This window comes from Roseiflexus sp. RS-1, from assembly GCF_000016665.1.
GTDB lineage: Bacteria > Chloroflexota > Chloroflexia > Chloroflexales > Roseiflexaceae > Roseiflexus.
The window spans coordinates 5,177,859-5,191,622 of record NC_009523.1 but is presented as its reverse complement, the minus strand read 5'-3'; the positions used below and the strand labels follow the sequence as shown (position 1 = coordinate 5,191,622).

General features: G+C 60.2%; 12 protein-coding genes. 3 read left to right on the top strand and 9 right to left on the bottom strand.

The features are described from left to right. The first annotated feature begins 99 nt into the window (after positions 1-99). Entirely contained in the window at positions 100-345 is a 246-nt protein-coding gene (locus ROSERS_RS21375; RefSeq protein ID WP_011958826.1) for a hypothetical protein, read from the top strand. A 310-nt stretch (positions 346-655) separates the two neighbouring features. Here the strand turns inward: ROSERS_RS21375 and ROSERS_RS21365 are convergent, their stop codons facing one another. From ROSERS_RS21365 to rocF, 7 genes are all read right to left on the bottom strand, one after another. Continuing rightward, positions 656-1,900 carry a hypothetical protein gene (locus ROSERS_RS21365; RefSeq protein WP_011958825.1) on the bottom strand — a complete coding sequence of 415 codons (1,245 nt, stop codon included), beginning with the start codon at positions 1,898-1,900 and terminating at the stop codon, positions 656-658. A 157-nt stretch (positions 1,901-2,057) separates the two neighbouring features. Then, positions 2,058-2,642 (bottom strand): c-type cytochrome, encoded by a 585-nt coding sequence (locus ROSERS_RS21360; protein ID WP_011958824.1) that lies wholly within the window; start codon positions 2,640-2,642, stop codon positions 2,058-2,060. A gap of 10 nt (positions 2,643-2,652) precedes the next feature. Next, positions 2,653-3,231 (bottom strand): DUF3341 domain-containing protein, encoded by a 579-nt coding sequence (locus ROSERS_RS21355; RefSeq protein ID WP_011958823.1) that lies wholly within the window; start codon positions 3,229-3,231, stop codon positions 2,653-2,655. A 5-nt stretch (positions 3,232-3,236) separates the two neighbouring features. Continuing rightward, complete coding sequence (gene nrfD, locus ROSERS_RS21350; protein WP_011958822.1) at positions 3,237-4,667, bottom strand: NrfD/PsrC family molybdoenzyme membrane anchor subunit; 1,431 nt, start codon at positions 4,665-4,667, stop codon at positions 3,237-3,239. Between the two features lie 68 nt (positions 4,668-4,735). Beyond that, complete coding sequence (locus ROSERS_RS21345) at positions 4,736-7,762, bottom strand: TAT-variant-translocated molybdopterin oxidoreductase (protein WP_041334260.1); 3,027 nt, start codon at positions 7,760-7,762, stop codon at positions 4,736-4,738. 15 nt (positions 7,763-7,777) lie between these two features. Continuing rightward, positions 7,778-8,440, bottom strand: coding sequence for a cytochrome c3 family protein (locus ROSERS_RS21340; RefSeq protein ID WP_011958820.1), 663 nt, complete (start codon positions 8,438-8,440; stop codon positions 7,778-7,780). 584 nt (positions 8,441-9,024) lie between these two features. Next, complete coding sequence (gene rocF / locus ROSERS_RS21335; RefSeq protein ID WP_011958818.1) at positions 9,025-9,924, bottom strand: arginase; 900 nt, start codon at positions 9,922-9,924, stop codon at positions 9,025-9,027. Positions 9,925-9,943: 19 nt separating this feature from the next. Here rocF and ROSERS_RS21330 point away from each other — a divergent pair, with 19 nt between their 5' ends. After that, a complete protein-coding gene (locus tag ROSERS_RS21330) occupies positions 9,944-10,390 on the top strand; it encodes an ABA4-like family protein (protein ID WP_011958817.1) in 447 nt (148 codons plus the stop codon). Between the two features lie 92 nt (positions 10,391-10,482). Here the strand turns inward: ROSERS_RS21330 and ROSERS_RS21325 are convergent, their stop codons facing one another. Both ROSERS_RS21325 and ROSERS_RS21320 read right to left on the bottom strand, forming a co-directional pair. Beyond that, on the bottom strand, positions 10,483-11,352 hold the full coding sequence (locus ROSERS_RS21325; protein ID WP_011958816.1) for a Uma2 family endonuclease: 870 nt from the start codon (positions 11,350-11,352) through the stop codon (positions 10,483-10,485). A 42-nt stretch (positions 11,353-11,394) separates the two neighbouring features. Next, positions 11,395-12,351, bottom strand: coding sequence for a COX15/CtaA family protein (locus tag ROSERS_RS21320; RefSeq protein ID WP_011958815.1), 957 nt, complete (start codon positions 12,349-12,351; stop codon positions 11,395-11,397). Positions 12,352-12,540: 189 nt separating this feature from the next. On the opposite strand from ROSERS_RS21320, the gene ROSERS_RS21315 reads away from it, so the two are divergent. Next, positions 12,541-13,728 (top strand): aminotransferase class I/II-fold pyridoxal phosphate-dependent enzyme, encoded by a 1,188-nt coding sequence (locus tag ROSERS_RS21315; protein ID WP_011958814.1) that lies wholly within the window; start codon positions 12,541-12,543, stop codon positions 13,726-13,728. Positions 13,729-13,764: the final 36 nt, after the last annotated feature.

Sequence of the window (13,764 nt, the reverse complement as noted above, 5' to 3'; positions counted from 1 at the left end):
TGAAGTCACTGAACCGCAGAGACGCGGGACAACCTGAGAGAGGCAAAACGCGACGCCCTCCAGGCAGTTATGGCAGTGAAGCATATGAGGAGGAGAACCATGCAGCCCAGGAACTACGAAGAGCAGACCATCAATGAAGTTGCCGGTCGTGTGCCGGAGGCGCGCCACGTGTTGCGAGCGTATCACATCAGTGCGTCCAACACGATGCCGCTGGATATTGCCGCCGCTGAGGCATCGGTGACGCCGGACGAGTTGCTGGCGGTTGTCGAATATCGCGCGCGCCGACGGGCGCGGCAGGCGCCGGCAGTACGCGAGTACGCTACGGAAGAGGAACTGGTTGCCTGATCATTGGGGGACGGTTGAACGGCGTCGTGCAGGTGATCTCACCCGCACGGCGCTTTTTTTTCAGAAGGGGTGGGTTTTTTGGGAAGCCCCTGCGTGTCATCTTCCGTTTCAGGCATCAGGACGCCCAAAATCCCCCCCTTCTCCCACAAGGGGAGAAGGGGGCAGGGGGGATGAGGGGGCAAAAGCGCACCGGAATGCAGAAAATCATTCATCCCTCCCAAGAAATCTCCTGAGAGGGAAACCGGGGGGCGGTGTGACGAGGGTGCAACCGCGTCACGACGCGGAAACGAACTACGTCTCCTGATGATCCTCAGTGATGCTCCACTGCTGCCTTCCCGTGGTGGCCGTGCCCATGACCACCCGCTTCCTGGCGACGCAACAACGGCACGCGGTAATCGTTCGGTGCAAGCAACGGCGCCCGCTGCAGATGCCACGCAAACGTTCCAAGCCACAGTCCGCCAATCGCAATCAGGGTCACCAGATCGAGCCAGTGGATATGGAACCCGTCTGGATGAAACGCTGGCATAATCTTCCAGAAGTACCAGACAATTTCAATCACAAACATATACGCCGCAATCGCCGTCAGATTTGCGATCCGACGCTTGGCAAAGCGGCTCAGCAGGAGCATAAACGGGAGCAGGAAGTGGCCGAAGATCATTGCGATCCCCAGGATCTCCCACCCGCCTGCCGAGCGATGCCCATGCCACGGCGTCAGTTCCGGCACATTTCCCGACCAGATGATCAGATATTCCGAGAAGTTGACATACGCCCAGACAGCCACGAAGGCAAACAGAAACTTGCCCAGATCGTGCAGGCGGTCGGTTGGGATGCCAAACGGCAACAAATTGCGCGCTTTGAGCGCCGCCAGCGCAATAATCCCGCCGCCAAACGTCAGGATCAGCATGCTGGCGATATAGGTCACCGGGTACATCGACGAGAACCATTCCGGCTCCAGCGACATCCCCCAGTCGGTTGCGGCGAGCGTCCACGCCAGCACCAGCACAACAATGCCGGGACCGCTCAGACGCTGGAAGCGACCGCGCAAATCCTCGCTGAACCCTTTCGCATCCTCCTCCAGCGACCATTGACGCAGCAGATACGCCATACCAACGAACAGCACAAAGTAGATCACTGCGCGCGCCAGGAAGAACGGCACATTCAGGTACGGCGTCTTCAGCGCCACCACTTCATCGTTTGCGACCACTTCCGGATTCGTCCACGGGAACAGATAGTGGGTTCCGGTCAGTGTTTCGATAGCAATTGGCAGGAACAGGATCGCCATCAACGGCAGGGTCATCGCCGCCGCTTCCAGCAGGCGCCGCAGCATCAACCCCCACACACCCTGCGTCAGATGGTTGATCATAAGCACCAGCAACCCGCCGAGCGACAGGGCAAACCAGAAGAAATAGGCAAAGATGTACGAATGAAAGAACTGCGCTGCTCCTAAAAACGCCCCCGCCACTGCCAGCAGCATCGCAACACTACCGACAATGAGAGCGACTTGCTGAAAACGCCCCAGTGCAGGACGAAGCGCAGCCGGTTCTTGTGCGATCATGGTCATCCCTTTCGGAGGTGAGACATTCCTCGATTATGATCGGCGCGATTCCTGAACATCCAATCGCGTGCTGTGAACGCCAGCCAGCGATAACCTTACGCTCGCTTCTCAATCCCCGATTCCCGGTTCTCAGTTCTCAGTTCCTGGTTCCTGGTTCTCAGTTCTGCTGCGGCGGATTCTTCTGCAACTCGCGGATGTGCGCAACGATTGCCCAGCGATCGCTGATGCTCTGGATGCGATAGCCATAGGCATACATGGTTCCCCTGCCATTGACAATCACATCGTAGTACTCACCATCAGGCATCTCGAGCAACCGCTGGTCGTAAAACGACGGTGGGCGCGGGTTGAGCAGCAGACCGACCTGACCGCGACCGTTCCCATTGGCGCCGTGGCAGACTGCGCAGTAGATGCGATAGCGCTCTGCACCGCGAGCAAGCAATTCCGGCGAAACCTGAATCGGAATGGTCGTCAGATACGCACCGTTCGGGTCACCAGCGACGCGCCCGGTACTGGTTGCATCGATGCGCAACCGACCGCGCGCTACCGTATGCTCCACCAGCGGGCGCGCTGCCGCGCCATCGGCAAAGAGATCATTTGCCGCTTGCTGCGGATTGAACTTCGCCTGATCGTACATCTCGAGGTGGCAGGCAGTCATCAGCAACGCCGCAGCGATTAGCCAGCCTGCCCGGAGAATCCGCCCAAACCACGCGCTCTGGCGGCGGCATTGTCGTTCGTTCAGCATCGCAATTCCCCTAGTTATCTACGGTAGAGACCGCCAGCGGCTCCAGGCTCTCCAGAAACTGGCGCGTCCGCTTGAGTTCGAACTTGGGGTCGGCAGCCTCGATACACAGGAAAAACCGGTCAACTGACGCTCGCTCGAAGTTGGGCGCGTTGAAGACCGGATGGTATGGACGCGGCAGACCGCATGCCGCAATCAGCCCAAACACGGCGGCGAACGCCGACAGCAGCACCATCCCTTCGAACGTAGCCGGGATGAAAGCGGGCCAGCTGAACAGCGGTCGTCCACCAACATTCATCGGATACTCCACCACATTGATCCACGTTTGCAGAGCAAACATCCCGCTCGCACCGAGCAGCCCCGCGCCAAAAATAACCCATGGCAGGCGCGTGCCCCGGTAGCCGACCGCTTCATCCAGTCCATGGATCGGGATCGGCGTATACGCTTCGAACTTTTTATACCCGGCATCACGGGTTTTTTCAGCTGCCGCCAGCAACGCATCCGCGCTGTCGAACTCAGCTATCAACCCATACAGACCCGGTTCGGTTGAAACCTTTGGCGCCTTCGCGCGCATCGCATTTCGCTTCAGCATCGTCGCTACGCCTCCCTGACGTGTCCGGCGCCGCCGACCTGGACCGGCGCGTGCTGTTCTGCCTCGATCTTATGCACCAGGTCGCGCACCTCGAAGATCGAGATCGCCGGCAACAAGCGGATGAACAGGAAGAACAGGAAGAAGAACCATCCGAACGAACCGGCGTACAGTGAGATATCCCACACACTCGGCGTGTAGTAGCCCCACGACGCTGGCATAAAGTCGCGGTGCAGGCTAAGCACGATGATCACCCAGCGCTCGAACCACATCCCGATATTGATACAGATCGAGATGAAGAAGAGCCAGGGCAGGCTGACGCGGAAGCGCTTGAACCACAACAGTTGCGGAATGGCGACATTCAGCACGATCAGCGCCCAGTAACTCCAGGCGTACGGACCCATCGTGCGGTTCGTGATCAGGAAGTACTCGTAGATATTGGCGCTGTACCAGGCATAGAACATTTCACCGAAATAGCCATACGCCACCACCAGACCTGACGCCAGCATCACCTTGCCCATCAGGTCGAAGTGCTTCATCGTGATCAGATCGTGCAGTTTGTACCAACGGCGCATTGGTATCAGCAGCAGGATCACCATTGCGAAGCCGCAGTAGACTGCACCGGCAACGAAGTAGGGCGGGAAGACCGTCACGTGCCAGCCGGGCAACTGTGAGATGGCGAAGTCCAGGCTGATGATACTGTGCACCGACAGCACCAGCGGTGTCGAAAGCCCTGCCAGAATGAGCGACGCCATCTCATAGCGATGCCAGTCGCGGGCGCCGCCGCGCCAGCCGAGCGCCAGGAAGCCATAGAAGATCTTGACCCACTTATTCGTCGCCCGATCGCGCAGCGAAGCAAGGTCGGGAATGAGACCGACATACCAGAACAGGATTGAGACCGTGGCATACGTCGAGATCGCAAACACGTCCCATTCCAGAGCGCTGCGGAACTGCGGCCACATACCGAGCGTGCCAGGATAGGGGAGCATCCAGTAATCGAGCCAGGGGCGGCCCGTATGCACCAGCGGGTAGATACCGGCGCACGCAACGGCGAAGATCGTCATCGCCTCGGCAGCACGGTTGATCGAGGTGCGCCAGTCCTGCCGGAAGAGGAGCAGAATCGCCGAGATGAGCGTCCCGGCGTGCCCGATGCCGATCCACCAGACGAAGTTGATAATATCGAAGCCCCAGGCAACCGGGATATTAATCCCCCAGATGCCAACGCCGACGGTAAACAGCACCGCCAGCGAGTAGAGGTACATCAGCAATCCCAGGGCTGCAAGGACGAACCCCAACGCCCAACCCCACGGGGTTCGCTTGAGCGGCGTCAGCACAATGTCGCCAATGGTTCTGGTGACCGATTCATAACTCTGCTTCGGTCCCAGCAACTCCTCAAGCATCTTGCCATACGCCGATTTCTGTGCGGGTTGTGAAGCCATGTGCTACTCCGTGTGTCCTAGACGGGAGACGTCAGCAGACCACCCCCCGTATCTCGACATTGCCGCGCCTATGCCTTCTTTTCCTCTGCGAGGTCGGGGTTCAGATTCTTGATCTTTGCCAGATAACTCACACGCGGTTTTGTATTGAGTTTATCGAGCGATGTGTACTTCAGCGGTTGATCCTTCAAGGTCACAACCCGCGCCTGCGGATCATTCAGGTCGCCAAAGACGATCGCCTGTGTCGGGCAGACCTGCTGGCATGCCGTCACAACCTCGCCGTCGGTGATGCGTCGATTCTCCTTGCGCGCCTCGATGCGCGCTTCGTTGATGCGCTGGACGCAGAACGAGCATTTTTCCATCACACCACGCGCACGCACGGTCACATCCGGGTTGCGCATCATCTTGAGCACCGGAATGCTGTCGTTCTCGGTCGACGCATCGATTGGCGAGCGGTACGGCACATCCTGATATTGCAGGAAGTTGAACCGGCGCACTTTGTACGGGCAGTTGTTCGAGCAGTACTTGGTGCCGACGCAGCGGTTGTACACCATGTTGTTCAACCCTTCGGCATCGTGAACTGTGGCAGCGACGGGGCAGACGATCTCGCACGGCGCATGTTCACACTGCTGGCACAGCATGACCATGTTGTAGACGTTTGGCGTGTGCTCGTCGCCGACGTAGTACTGGTCGATCCGGATCCAGTGCATTTCGCGCCCAAGCCAGACTTCGTCCTTGCCGACGACCGGAATGTTGTTCTCCGACTGGCAGGCAACGACACAGGCATTGCACGAGTTGCACACATTCAGGTCGATCGACATACCCCACTTGTAGCCGTTGTACTCATACTCGCCGATGAGCGAGATTGGCTCCTTCTTTTCGACCTGCAGGAACTTCTCGTTTTCCACATACTCAGCGAGCGTCCCGTACCGCACCAGGTCTTTCTTGCGTCCCTCCATCAGGAAGTGACCCTGGGTGCTCGCCAGCTTGTAGTTTTCACCCACCTTCGCCACTTCCAGACCGACGCCGAACCAGGGCGTCGCGCTGGTACGCAGGCGATAGGCGTTGAACCCGACATTATTGCCGACCCGCCCGGCAGCCGTGCGCCCGAAGCCGAGATGCACCGTCACCGAGTCGTCGGCGTGGCCCGGTTGCACCCACACCGGCGCATCCACCGAGCGCCCCTGGTACGTCAACCGCACGACATCGCCATTCTTGAGGCGTAGCGCATTCGCGGTGCGCGCACTCATCATAGCGACATTATCCCACGTCAGTTTGGTATATGGCTTGGGGACTTCCTGCAACCAGGCATTGTTGGCAAACGCACCGTCCCATATCGACGGATCGGGGCGGAACACGATTTCCAGCCCCTGCGCTGGCGCTGATGGCGCAGCGCTGGCAAACCCGCGCTGGAGCGTCACCTGGCGTGCCTGCGCCTGGGTGCCGGGAATAATGCCATCATGCAACGCCTGATTCCAGAAGACGCGGAAATTGCCGCTCGAATCCTGCGTCTGCCAGTACGCGGTCAGCGTCTGGTAGCCGGTCTCCTGCGGCTTGCCGAGCAGCACATTGAGCGTCTCAATCGCCGACTTTCCGTTGTACAGCGGGGCAATCAGCGGTTGAACAATTGTCACCGTGCCGTCGAAGGCGCGCACATCCCCCCACGCTTCGAGGAAGTGCGTTCCATTGATATGCCAGGTGCTCTGCTGCGCGGTCTCATCGCGGTACAGTCCAACGTGAACGCTCAACGGCACTTTTGCCAGCGCCTCGGCGAACGGAATATCGGCTGGCGCATTGTAGACCGGGTTGCTGTCGAGCATTACCAGCATCTCGACCGTACCGGCGTTCATTTCCTGGGTGAGCGCGCCGAGGGCGGCAATACCGCCCGACGGATCGCTCTCCACCGGATCAGTGTAGACCACCGTGCTCCCAACATTGCCGAGTTGCGCGTTGATCGCGTGACCGAGCGCATGAACGACCGGTGGTTGATTTTCGCCGACCAGCACGACGCACGCTCCGCGGTGCGCCTGTACATCTTTTGCAACCGCCTCGATCCATTTCTTCTCCGCCTCGTTGAGAGCAGCGCCCGCAGCCACATCAGGGACACCGACGAGGATCGCCAGCGCGCGCACCAGATGTTCGATCTGCGACGAGCGCACCGGCAAACGATGGTCGGCAAGCAAACCGGTGATCGATGGCGTGCTTTCCGCCAGGTACAACCGGTTGACCTCCTTCGTCCCCTTGCGGATGCGACGTCCATCGGCGAGTTGACGCGCCATGCGCACGCCGGTCGGCGACGGCGCCGTAAAGTCGGAGTCGAAACCGACGATCACCTTCGCCGCATCGAGGCGATAGATCGTCTGCACATCCTCGCCGAACGCCAGGCGTGCGCCGGCGTTGACATTCTCACGACCGACCGGTTCGTACTGATACCACTTCGCCTGCGGGAATTGCGTCAGCAGTTGCTGCTTTTGCGCAATCAGCGTCGGTGAGGTGATCGCCCCGGAGAGGATGCGCAACCCGGCGCCCTGTTTCGCCGCCTGCGCCTGAATCGCAGCAGTTGCAGCAGCAACAAACGACTCCCACGTCGCCTCCTGCCCGGCATTTGTCGGCACCTGCGACCGATCCGGATCGTACATGGTCAGAATCATCGCCTGCGTGATCAGGTCAGTCGCCCCAAGCGACGCAGGATGGTCGGGATTCCCCTCAATCTTAGTCGGGCGCCCCTCGTGGCTTTCGACCAGCACCCCCGTGCCAAAGCCAGCGAACGTCGCCGCGGTGGCAAAAAACAGCGGTTTGCCGTGAATAATCTCCTCCGGCTGGCGCACATAGGGAACGATCTTTTCCTGCGGTTGCTTCAGCGCGAACTGACACCCCGACAGACCCGCGAGCGCCAGCGACGCACCCATCAACTTGAGAAAATTGCGCCGGCTCACCGGGTCGCGCCATTCAGCGGCGCCGTGCGGGAACTCACGCTTCAGCAGTTCGTTGAACTCCGGCGTATCAGCCAGTTCATCGAGGCTGCGCCAGAACTCGCGCCCCTCGGCATTCGCAAGGCGCGCACGCAATGCGTTCACATCCTGGGACTTGGTGTTCATAGTCACGCTCAATTCCTAGCGGTGGCAAATGGCGCAATTCGTCAATTCCCACGACGAGCGGATATTGTACTCCTGCACCAGACGTCGTCCGACTTCGAGTTGGTTGGCCGGCGGCGTCCACGCCATGTTATAGATTTCTTCGCGTGGACGGACATATTTCTCCGGGTTACGATGGCAATCCAGACACCATGACATGAACAGCGGCTGCGTCTTGTAGACGACGCGCATCTGGTCGATGCGCCCGTGGCATGTCGAGCAGCCGACGCCCTTGGCGACATGGATGCTGTGGTTGAAGTAGACAAAATCGGGAACATCGTGAACCTTGTTCCACTGGATCGCGTTCCCGGTTTCCCAACTCTGCCAGAGGAATGCGACTTTCTCGCTGCGGCTGATAATCTGTGAGTGACATCCCATGCACGTTTCGGTCGGGGGAATGTTGGCATGGGCGGCGACTTCGACCGCCGTGTGGCAGTAGCGACAATCCATCCCCAGGGCAACGTGCAACTGGTGATTGAACCCACCCCCCGGTTGTTCGACAGGCACCCCGACATCCCGGTGCCAGTCCGACCAACCAAACAGCCACCAGACTCCCCCGAGGATGGCAAGCACCAGCGGAATACCGGCAAAGATACTCACCCTGGCGAGCGTATTGGCTCTCCGATCGAATATCTGGGCCATGTGGCGCCTTTCTAGAAGTCAGAACGTTCTTGACAACCGGACGCTTATCAGCAGGACATCGCCAGAACAACGCGCAAGAGCGACTTACCAGCGCAACTCACCACACCAGACAGTTATCACGCTCCGCGAAAACAGGCACGCCAAACACTGCGCGCAGCCATCGACCTGCACGGCTTACGGTCACCACGGACCTGATTGAAATGACGACCGGATAGCGTGCTCCAGCCAGCACATACATCGACGTGGGTTTCCAGGAGGGGCGAGATTGCCTGGTTGCACCCTCTCTTCCAGTTCTGCTTTCGGATCTGTGAGATGCGGCAGCGAGACGAACTGCAATAGTGCGTCTGACACGTTGTCGGTGTAGCTGAACGGCATCATGCAACCTTGGTTAATAATATCACAACTGGTTACAGTCAGTTTCATGATGAACCCGCCGAAACAGTGAAGAAATCTTAACTGAAGGACATTTTATCTACATTCATTAGACAAAACCTGCACAACGACCATTGTGTACTTATTTGAGCGACAATGTCTTAATCCCGGTCAGTCCTTACACAACCGAACGTCTGCGCCGTCGAGCGACGTCAGTAGATCGTCTTGCCAAGCGCCGAGAGCGCGAACTCGACCGCCAGCAGCGCCGTCATGTTGCGGGTATCGAGAATGGGATTGACCTCCACCAGATCGAGGCTGATCAACCGCCCCGACGCTGCGATCAGTTCCATCGCCAGGTGCGCCTCCCGGTAGGTGATGCCGCCCAGCACCGGCGTTCCAACCCCCGGCGCTTCGTGCGGGTCGAGCACGTCGAGATCGAAACTGAGATGAAAACCGCTCGTGCCAGCGCTAACGTGCAGGATCGCTTCTTCCATTACTGCCGCCATGCCACGCCGGTCAATATCGTGCATGGTAAAGACACGCACACCGGAGGTGCGCAGCAGTTCACGTTCGCCGTCATCGAGGTTCCGTACTCCAACCAGCGCTGCATCTCCCGGACGAAGAACCGGGATCCGTCCGATCAGTCCGGTCAACATTGGATGCCCGCGTCCGGTCAGAACTGCCAGACCCATGCCGTGAATATTTCCCGAAGGGGTCGTCTCTGGTGTATTATAATCGCCGTGGGCGTCGAGCCAGATAACGCCGATGCGCCGGTTGTGCGCCACACCCGCAACCGAACCGATCGACAGACTGTGATCGCCGCCGAGTATGATCGGCAGCGTATTGCTGGAGATGACGTCGCGCACCTGTTGCGCCAGGTCGCGCACAACGCCGACGATCGGTTGCAGGTAGCGCAGCGGTTCATCCGCAACCGGAGGTTCGATCTGCTCTGCCAGCGGCACGGCGAGGTTGCCAAGGTCGCGCACCCGGTAGCCCAGCGCTGCGATCCGCTCACGCAGACCTGCATACCGCATGGCGCTTGGTCCCATATCGACGCCGCGCCGTCCTGCGCCAAGGTCGAGCGGCACGCCAATGATTGCAATATCGCGCATACGTGTGGAGGAAGAGTTGATGGAGCGTTTCTTTCAGTATCTGAACATCTTTCCCATGCCACTCTGGCTGGCAATGATGTTTGCCCCCAATCATCCATTGACCGAGCGGATGAGTCGTCCTGGTGCGCTGTTTATTGCTGGCTTGAACTATGTTGTGGCGCTGGCGCTGGCGGTGCGACGCGGGCAACGCGAGGGCGCTTCGCTTGATTTTACATCACTTGAGGGAATTCGCAAGGGCTTGAGTTCGCCGGAAGGTGCGGCAGCAGCCTGGGCGCACATGCTCGCGCTCGATCTGTTCAGCGGTGCGTGGATTTATCGTGAGTGCCGCCGCCTGAACGCGCCAGCCCGGGTGCGCATTCCCTCCCTCTTTGCCACCCTGATGGCCGGTCCGGCCGGATTGATGGGGTTTTTGATCTGGCGCCTGCGTTTGCCTGCCTATCACCCGCCAACCGATAATAATCCATAGTATCAGGAGCCAGGTGACATCGCGCACATGCCCGGTCTTCGAGCAACGCGGCCAGCAGTGCGCATGACACATTCCTTCGTCAGGAAGACGCCCTACTGCCCGCGTGAGACATCATCGGGATCGATTCCCATGTCTCGCAGACGCTTACGCAGTGCATGCAGGCGTTCTTCGGCTTGTGCCCGCGCCGCTGCTTCGCGACGCGCCTGTTCCTCCGCCGCTTCGCGCGCCGCTGCTGCCCGCCGGGCGCGCTCCTCCGCCGCTGCTGCCTGGCGCATCACCGTCACATAGTCTCCAATTTCCCCGCTGTGCCTGTCGTAGCATACCACGCCGTCGCCCCGCACCCCCAGCCACAGGTCGGCAATCTCCAGATGCACCCGCCCACTCGCGTCCGGTTCCCGCAACCGGTACGCCCCCGCTTCCAGACGATAGTCGAGCAGGTGCAGTCGTCGCTCCTCGCCCTGCCCTACATCGTCCACGATCACGTACTGCGCCACTCCCGCCCGTGCGTAATGGTTCACCTTGATCACCACATCATTCTCGCGCGTCTCCGGCGAAACGATCTCGATGATCAGCGCCGGACGCGCCCCTTCGACCGCAACCTCGAACGTGCTCCAGTCTTGCCGCTCTGCAATACCGGGGATAACCATGATATCCGGTCCGTGGGGACGTAGATTGGGGATGTCCCACGCGATCCGTATATTGCTGAGGACGATAGCGCGACCAGATGGCTCCAGTCGAGCGCGCAGCACGGAAGCGAGATACATCCGGTCAGTGGTGTGGCGATCGCTGCGCACGATGAAGTCGCCCACCTTCGGGTGCAGGACATCCTCCAGCGTGAGCGGCGCCTGTTCCAGGTTGTGAGGATCGTCGGAGGTCGGGCGCGGCACGAAGCGCCAGCCATAGCGGAACGGGTCAGCGTCAGCATCGGTAGGAGGAACCGGTTGTGTCGGTACGTTTGTCATAGGGCGTCCATAGAATTCGGCACGAAAGCGACACGCCGCCGGTTATGCCCGCGCCATCGACGGTGCAGGCTGCGCTTCGGATGAATGAGCGCTCACACGCAGCGCCGACGCAGCCAGCAGGATCAGCGCAATCCAGACTGCATCCGCCAGGAACAGGTGCACCAGTTGCATCCAGACGGGCGCCTGCAACGCAACGTTGACATACCCTGCAACCAGTTGCACCGCGTACAGCACGGTCAGCACAATCGCCAGGCGGCGCGTCGTTGCGCCCGGTCGCGCTGTGCTCGTGTACCATGCCGCCACCACGACGAACGCGCCAACGCCGATGGCGAGTGCAGGGTGCATCATGCGGATCGAGACGATTGCCGCCACCAGCGGCGCCAGGGCTTCCTCACTGCCGCCAGCGCGGGTGTGGGCAAAGAAGAGGGTGTCCCCCAGAGCGATGACTGCGCCGCTCATGCCGACCAGGATCAACCCGACCATACCGGTGATCAGCCAGGATGCGACGGCGCCCTGACCGCGCAGACGGATCGGTTCGCCGCCCGACGCCCACCATCCGGTCAGCGCAATACAGGCGATCAGAATAAATGTGTTCAACAGGTGTGCCGCCATCGAAACGGCGCGCGTCAGCGACGCATTGTGCGCCACCAGTTCGAACAGCACCAGCCCGGCGCCCAGCAGCGCTTCGGTGATGATGAACACCATCGATAGTTGCGCGCCGCGCCGGACGATATGACCTCGCGGGTATGCGCGATACGCCCACACGAGCATTCCAATCACCATCAGTAATGCGACGCCGCTGGTCAATCGATGGGTGAACTCGACGATGGTTTCAACTGCCGGGGCGCGTGGAATGACTTCGCCGTTGCACAGGGGCCAGTGACTGCCGCACCCTGCGCCCGACCCCGTTGCCCGCACAAACGCACCCCAGAGAATGACTAGCAGGTTGTAGATCAACACTCCCCACACATAGGTTGCAAAGCGATTGCGTGCCAGCATGACCGCTTCCTTTCCAGGCGCTTCGACTGTGCCTCGATAGTGCGGGCATTGTATACCCGAAGTAAGCGGATGGTCAAATATGTCATTCAAGACTGCCCACTGACCGCTTCCGCACGAGGACGTCAGGTATGGTACGATACAGTATCGGCGAAGCAGAAGACGTGGAAACAGCACTCAGGGAGTGAACGCATGACCGGCAGGCTTGCCCGCCGTGTGGCGGGTTTCGGCACAACCATCTTCACCGAAATGAGCGCGCTGGCGCTGGAGCGCGGCGCGATCAACCTGGGACAGGGCTTTCCTGATTTTCCAGGTCCGGCATTCATCAAGGAAGCGGCGGCAGCCGCGATTGCCGCCGACATCAACCAGTACGCCCCGATGCCCGGATTGCCTCGCCTGCGTCTGGCGGTCGCTGCGCAGTGGGAGCGTGACTACGGGCGTGCAGTGGACTGGCAGCGTGAAGTCACAATCACCAGCGGCGCAACCGAGGCGTTGTGCGATGCGCTGCTGGCGCTGATCGAGCCGGGCGATGCGGTCATCATTTTCGAGCCAGCGTATGATGCCTACGTACCCGACATTACCCTGGCAGGCGGCATTCCTCTACCAGTGCGTCTCTACCCGCCAGATCCCACCCACGCCACGTGGTGGTTCGACGAGGCGGAACTGCGCGCCGCGTTCAGGCGCAATCCGACGCTCATCATCGTCAACACGCCGCACAACCCGACCGGCAAGGTCTTCACCCGCGCCGAATTACGCCTCATCGCCGAACTCTGTCAGGATCACAACACCCTTGCGATCACCGACGAAGTGTATGACCGGCTGGTCTTCGACGGTGGCGCCCATGTGCCGCTGGCGACGCTCCCCGGCATGTGGGAGCGCACGCTCACCATCAACAGTGCTGGAAAAACCTTTAGCGTCACCGGATGGAAGATCGGCTACGCGGTTGGACCGGCGCATCTGAACCAGGCGTTGCGCCAGGCGCACCAGTGGGTGACGTTCGCCACATCGTCGCCATTGCAGGAAGCAGTTGCCGTCGCGCTGGAACAGGCGTCGGTCAACGGATACTACTGCGACCTGTTGCGCGACTATAGCGAACGGCGCACGCGGTTGCAGCAGGCGCTCGAGTCAGCTGGATTACCGACGCTTCCGGTTGAAGGCGCCTATTTCATCTCTGCCGACATCGGCGCACTGGGGTATGCCGACGACCGCGCCTTCTGCCGGTGGCTAACAACCGACATTGGCGTGGCAGCCATTCCCACCTCAGCGTTCTACAGTGACCCGACGGGCGCGCCCAACCTGGCGCGTTTCTGCTTCGCCAAGCGCCTGGAAACCATCGATGCGGCTGCCGAGCGCCTGGCAGCATTGCATACCCGTCTGTGACATCGATGCACTGGCAGTGGAACGGCTGGGTGAAAC

What these genes read in the sequence shown, in the direction of transcription:
- ROSERS_RS21375 (WP_011958826.1), top strand. Translation starts at nt 100, where the DNA reads ATGCAGCCCAGGAACTACGAAGAGCAGACCATCAATGAAGTTGCCGGT.
- ROSERS_RS21365 (WP_011958825.1), bottom strand. Translation starts at nt 1,900, where the DNA reads ATGATCGCACAAGAACCGGCTGCGCTTCGTCCTGCACTGGGGCGTTTT.
- ROSERS_RS21360 (WP_011958824.1), bottom strand. Translation starts at nt 2,642, where the DNA reads ATGCTGAACGAACGACAATGCCGCCGCCAGAGCGCGTGGTTTGGGCGG.
- ROSERS_RS21355 (WP_011958823.1), bottom strand. Translation starts at nt 3,231, where the DNA reads ATGCTGAAGCGAAATGCGATGCGCGCGAAGGCGCCAAAGGTTTCAACC.
- nrfD (WP_011958822.1), bottom strand. Translation starts at nt 4,667, where the DNA reads ATGGCTTCACAACCCGCACAGAAATCGGCGTATGGCAAGATGCTTGAG.
- ROSERS_RS21345 (WP_041334260.1), bottom strand. Translation starts at nt 7,762, where the DNA reads ATGAACACCAAGTCCCAGGATGTGAACGCATTGCGTGCGCGCCTTGCG.
- ROSERS_RS21340 (WP_011958820.1), bottom strand. Translation starts at nt 8,440, where the DNA reads ATGGCCCAGATATTCGATCGGAGAGCCAATACGCTCGCCAGGGTGAGT.
- rocF (WP_011958818.1), bottom strand. Translation starts at nt 9,924, where the DNA reads ATGCGCGATATTGCAATCATTGGCGTGCCGCTCGACCTTGGCGCAGGA.
- ROSERS_RS21330 (WP_011958817.1), top strand. Translation starts at nt 9,944, where the DNA reads ATGGAGCGTTTCTTTCAGTATCTGAACATCTTTCCCATGCCACTCTGG.
- ROSERS_RS21325 (WP_011958816.1), bottom strand. Translation starts at nt 11,352, where the DNA reads ATGACAAACGTACCGACACAACCGGTTCCTCCTACCGATGCTGACGCT.
- ROSERS_RS21320 (WP_011958815.1), bottom strand. Translation starts at nt 12,351, where the DNA reads ATGCTGGCACGCAATCGCTTTGCAACCTATGTGTGGGGAGTGTTGATC.
- ROSERS_RS21315 (WP_011958814.1), top strand. Translation starts at nt 12,541, where the DNA reads ATGACCGGCAGGCTTGCCCGCCGTGTGGCGGGTTTCGGCACAACCATC.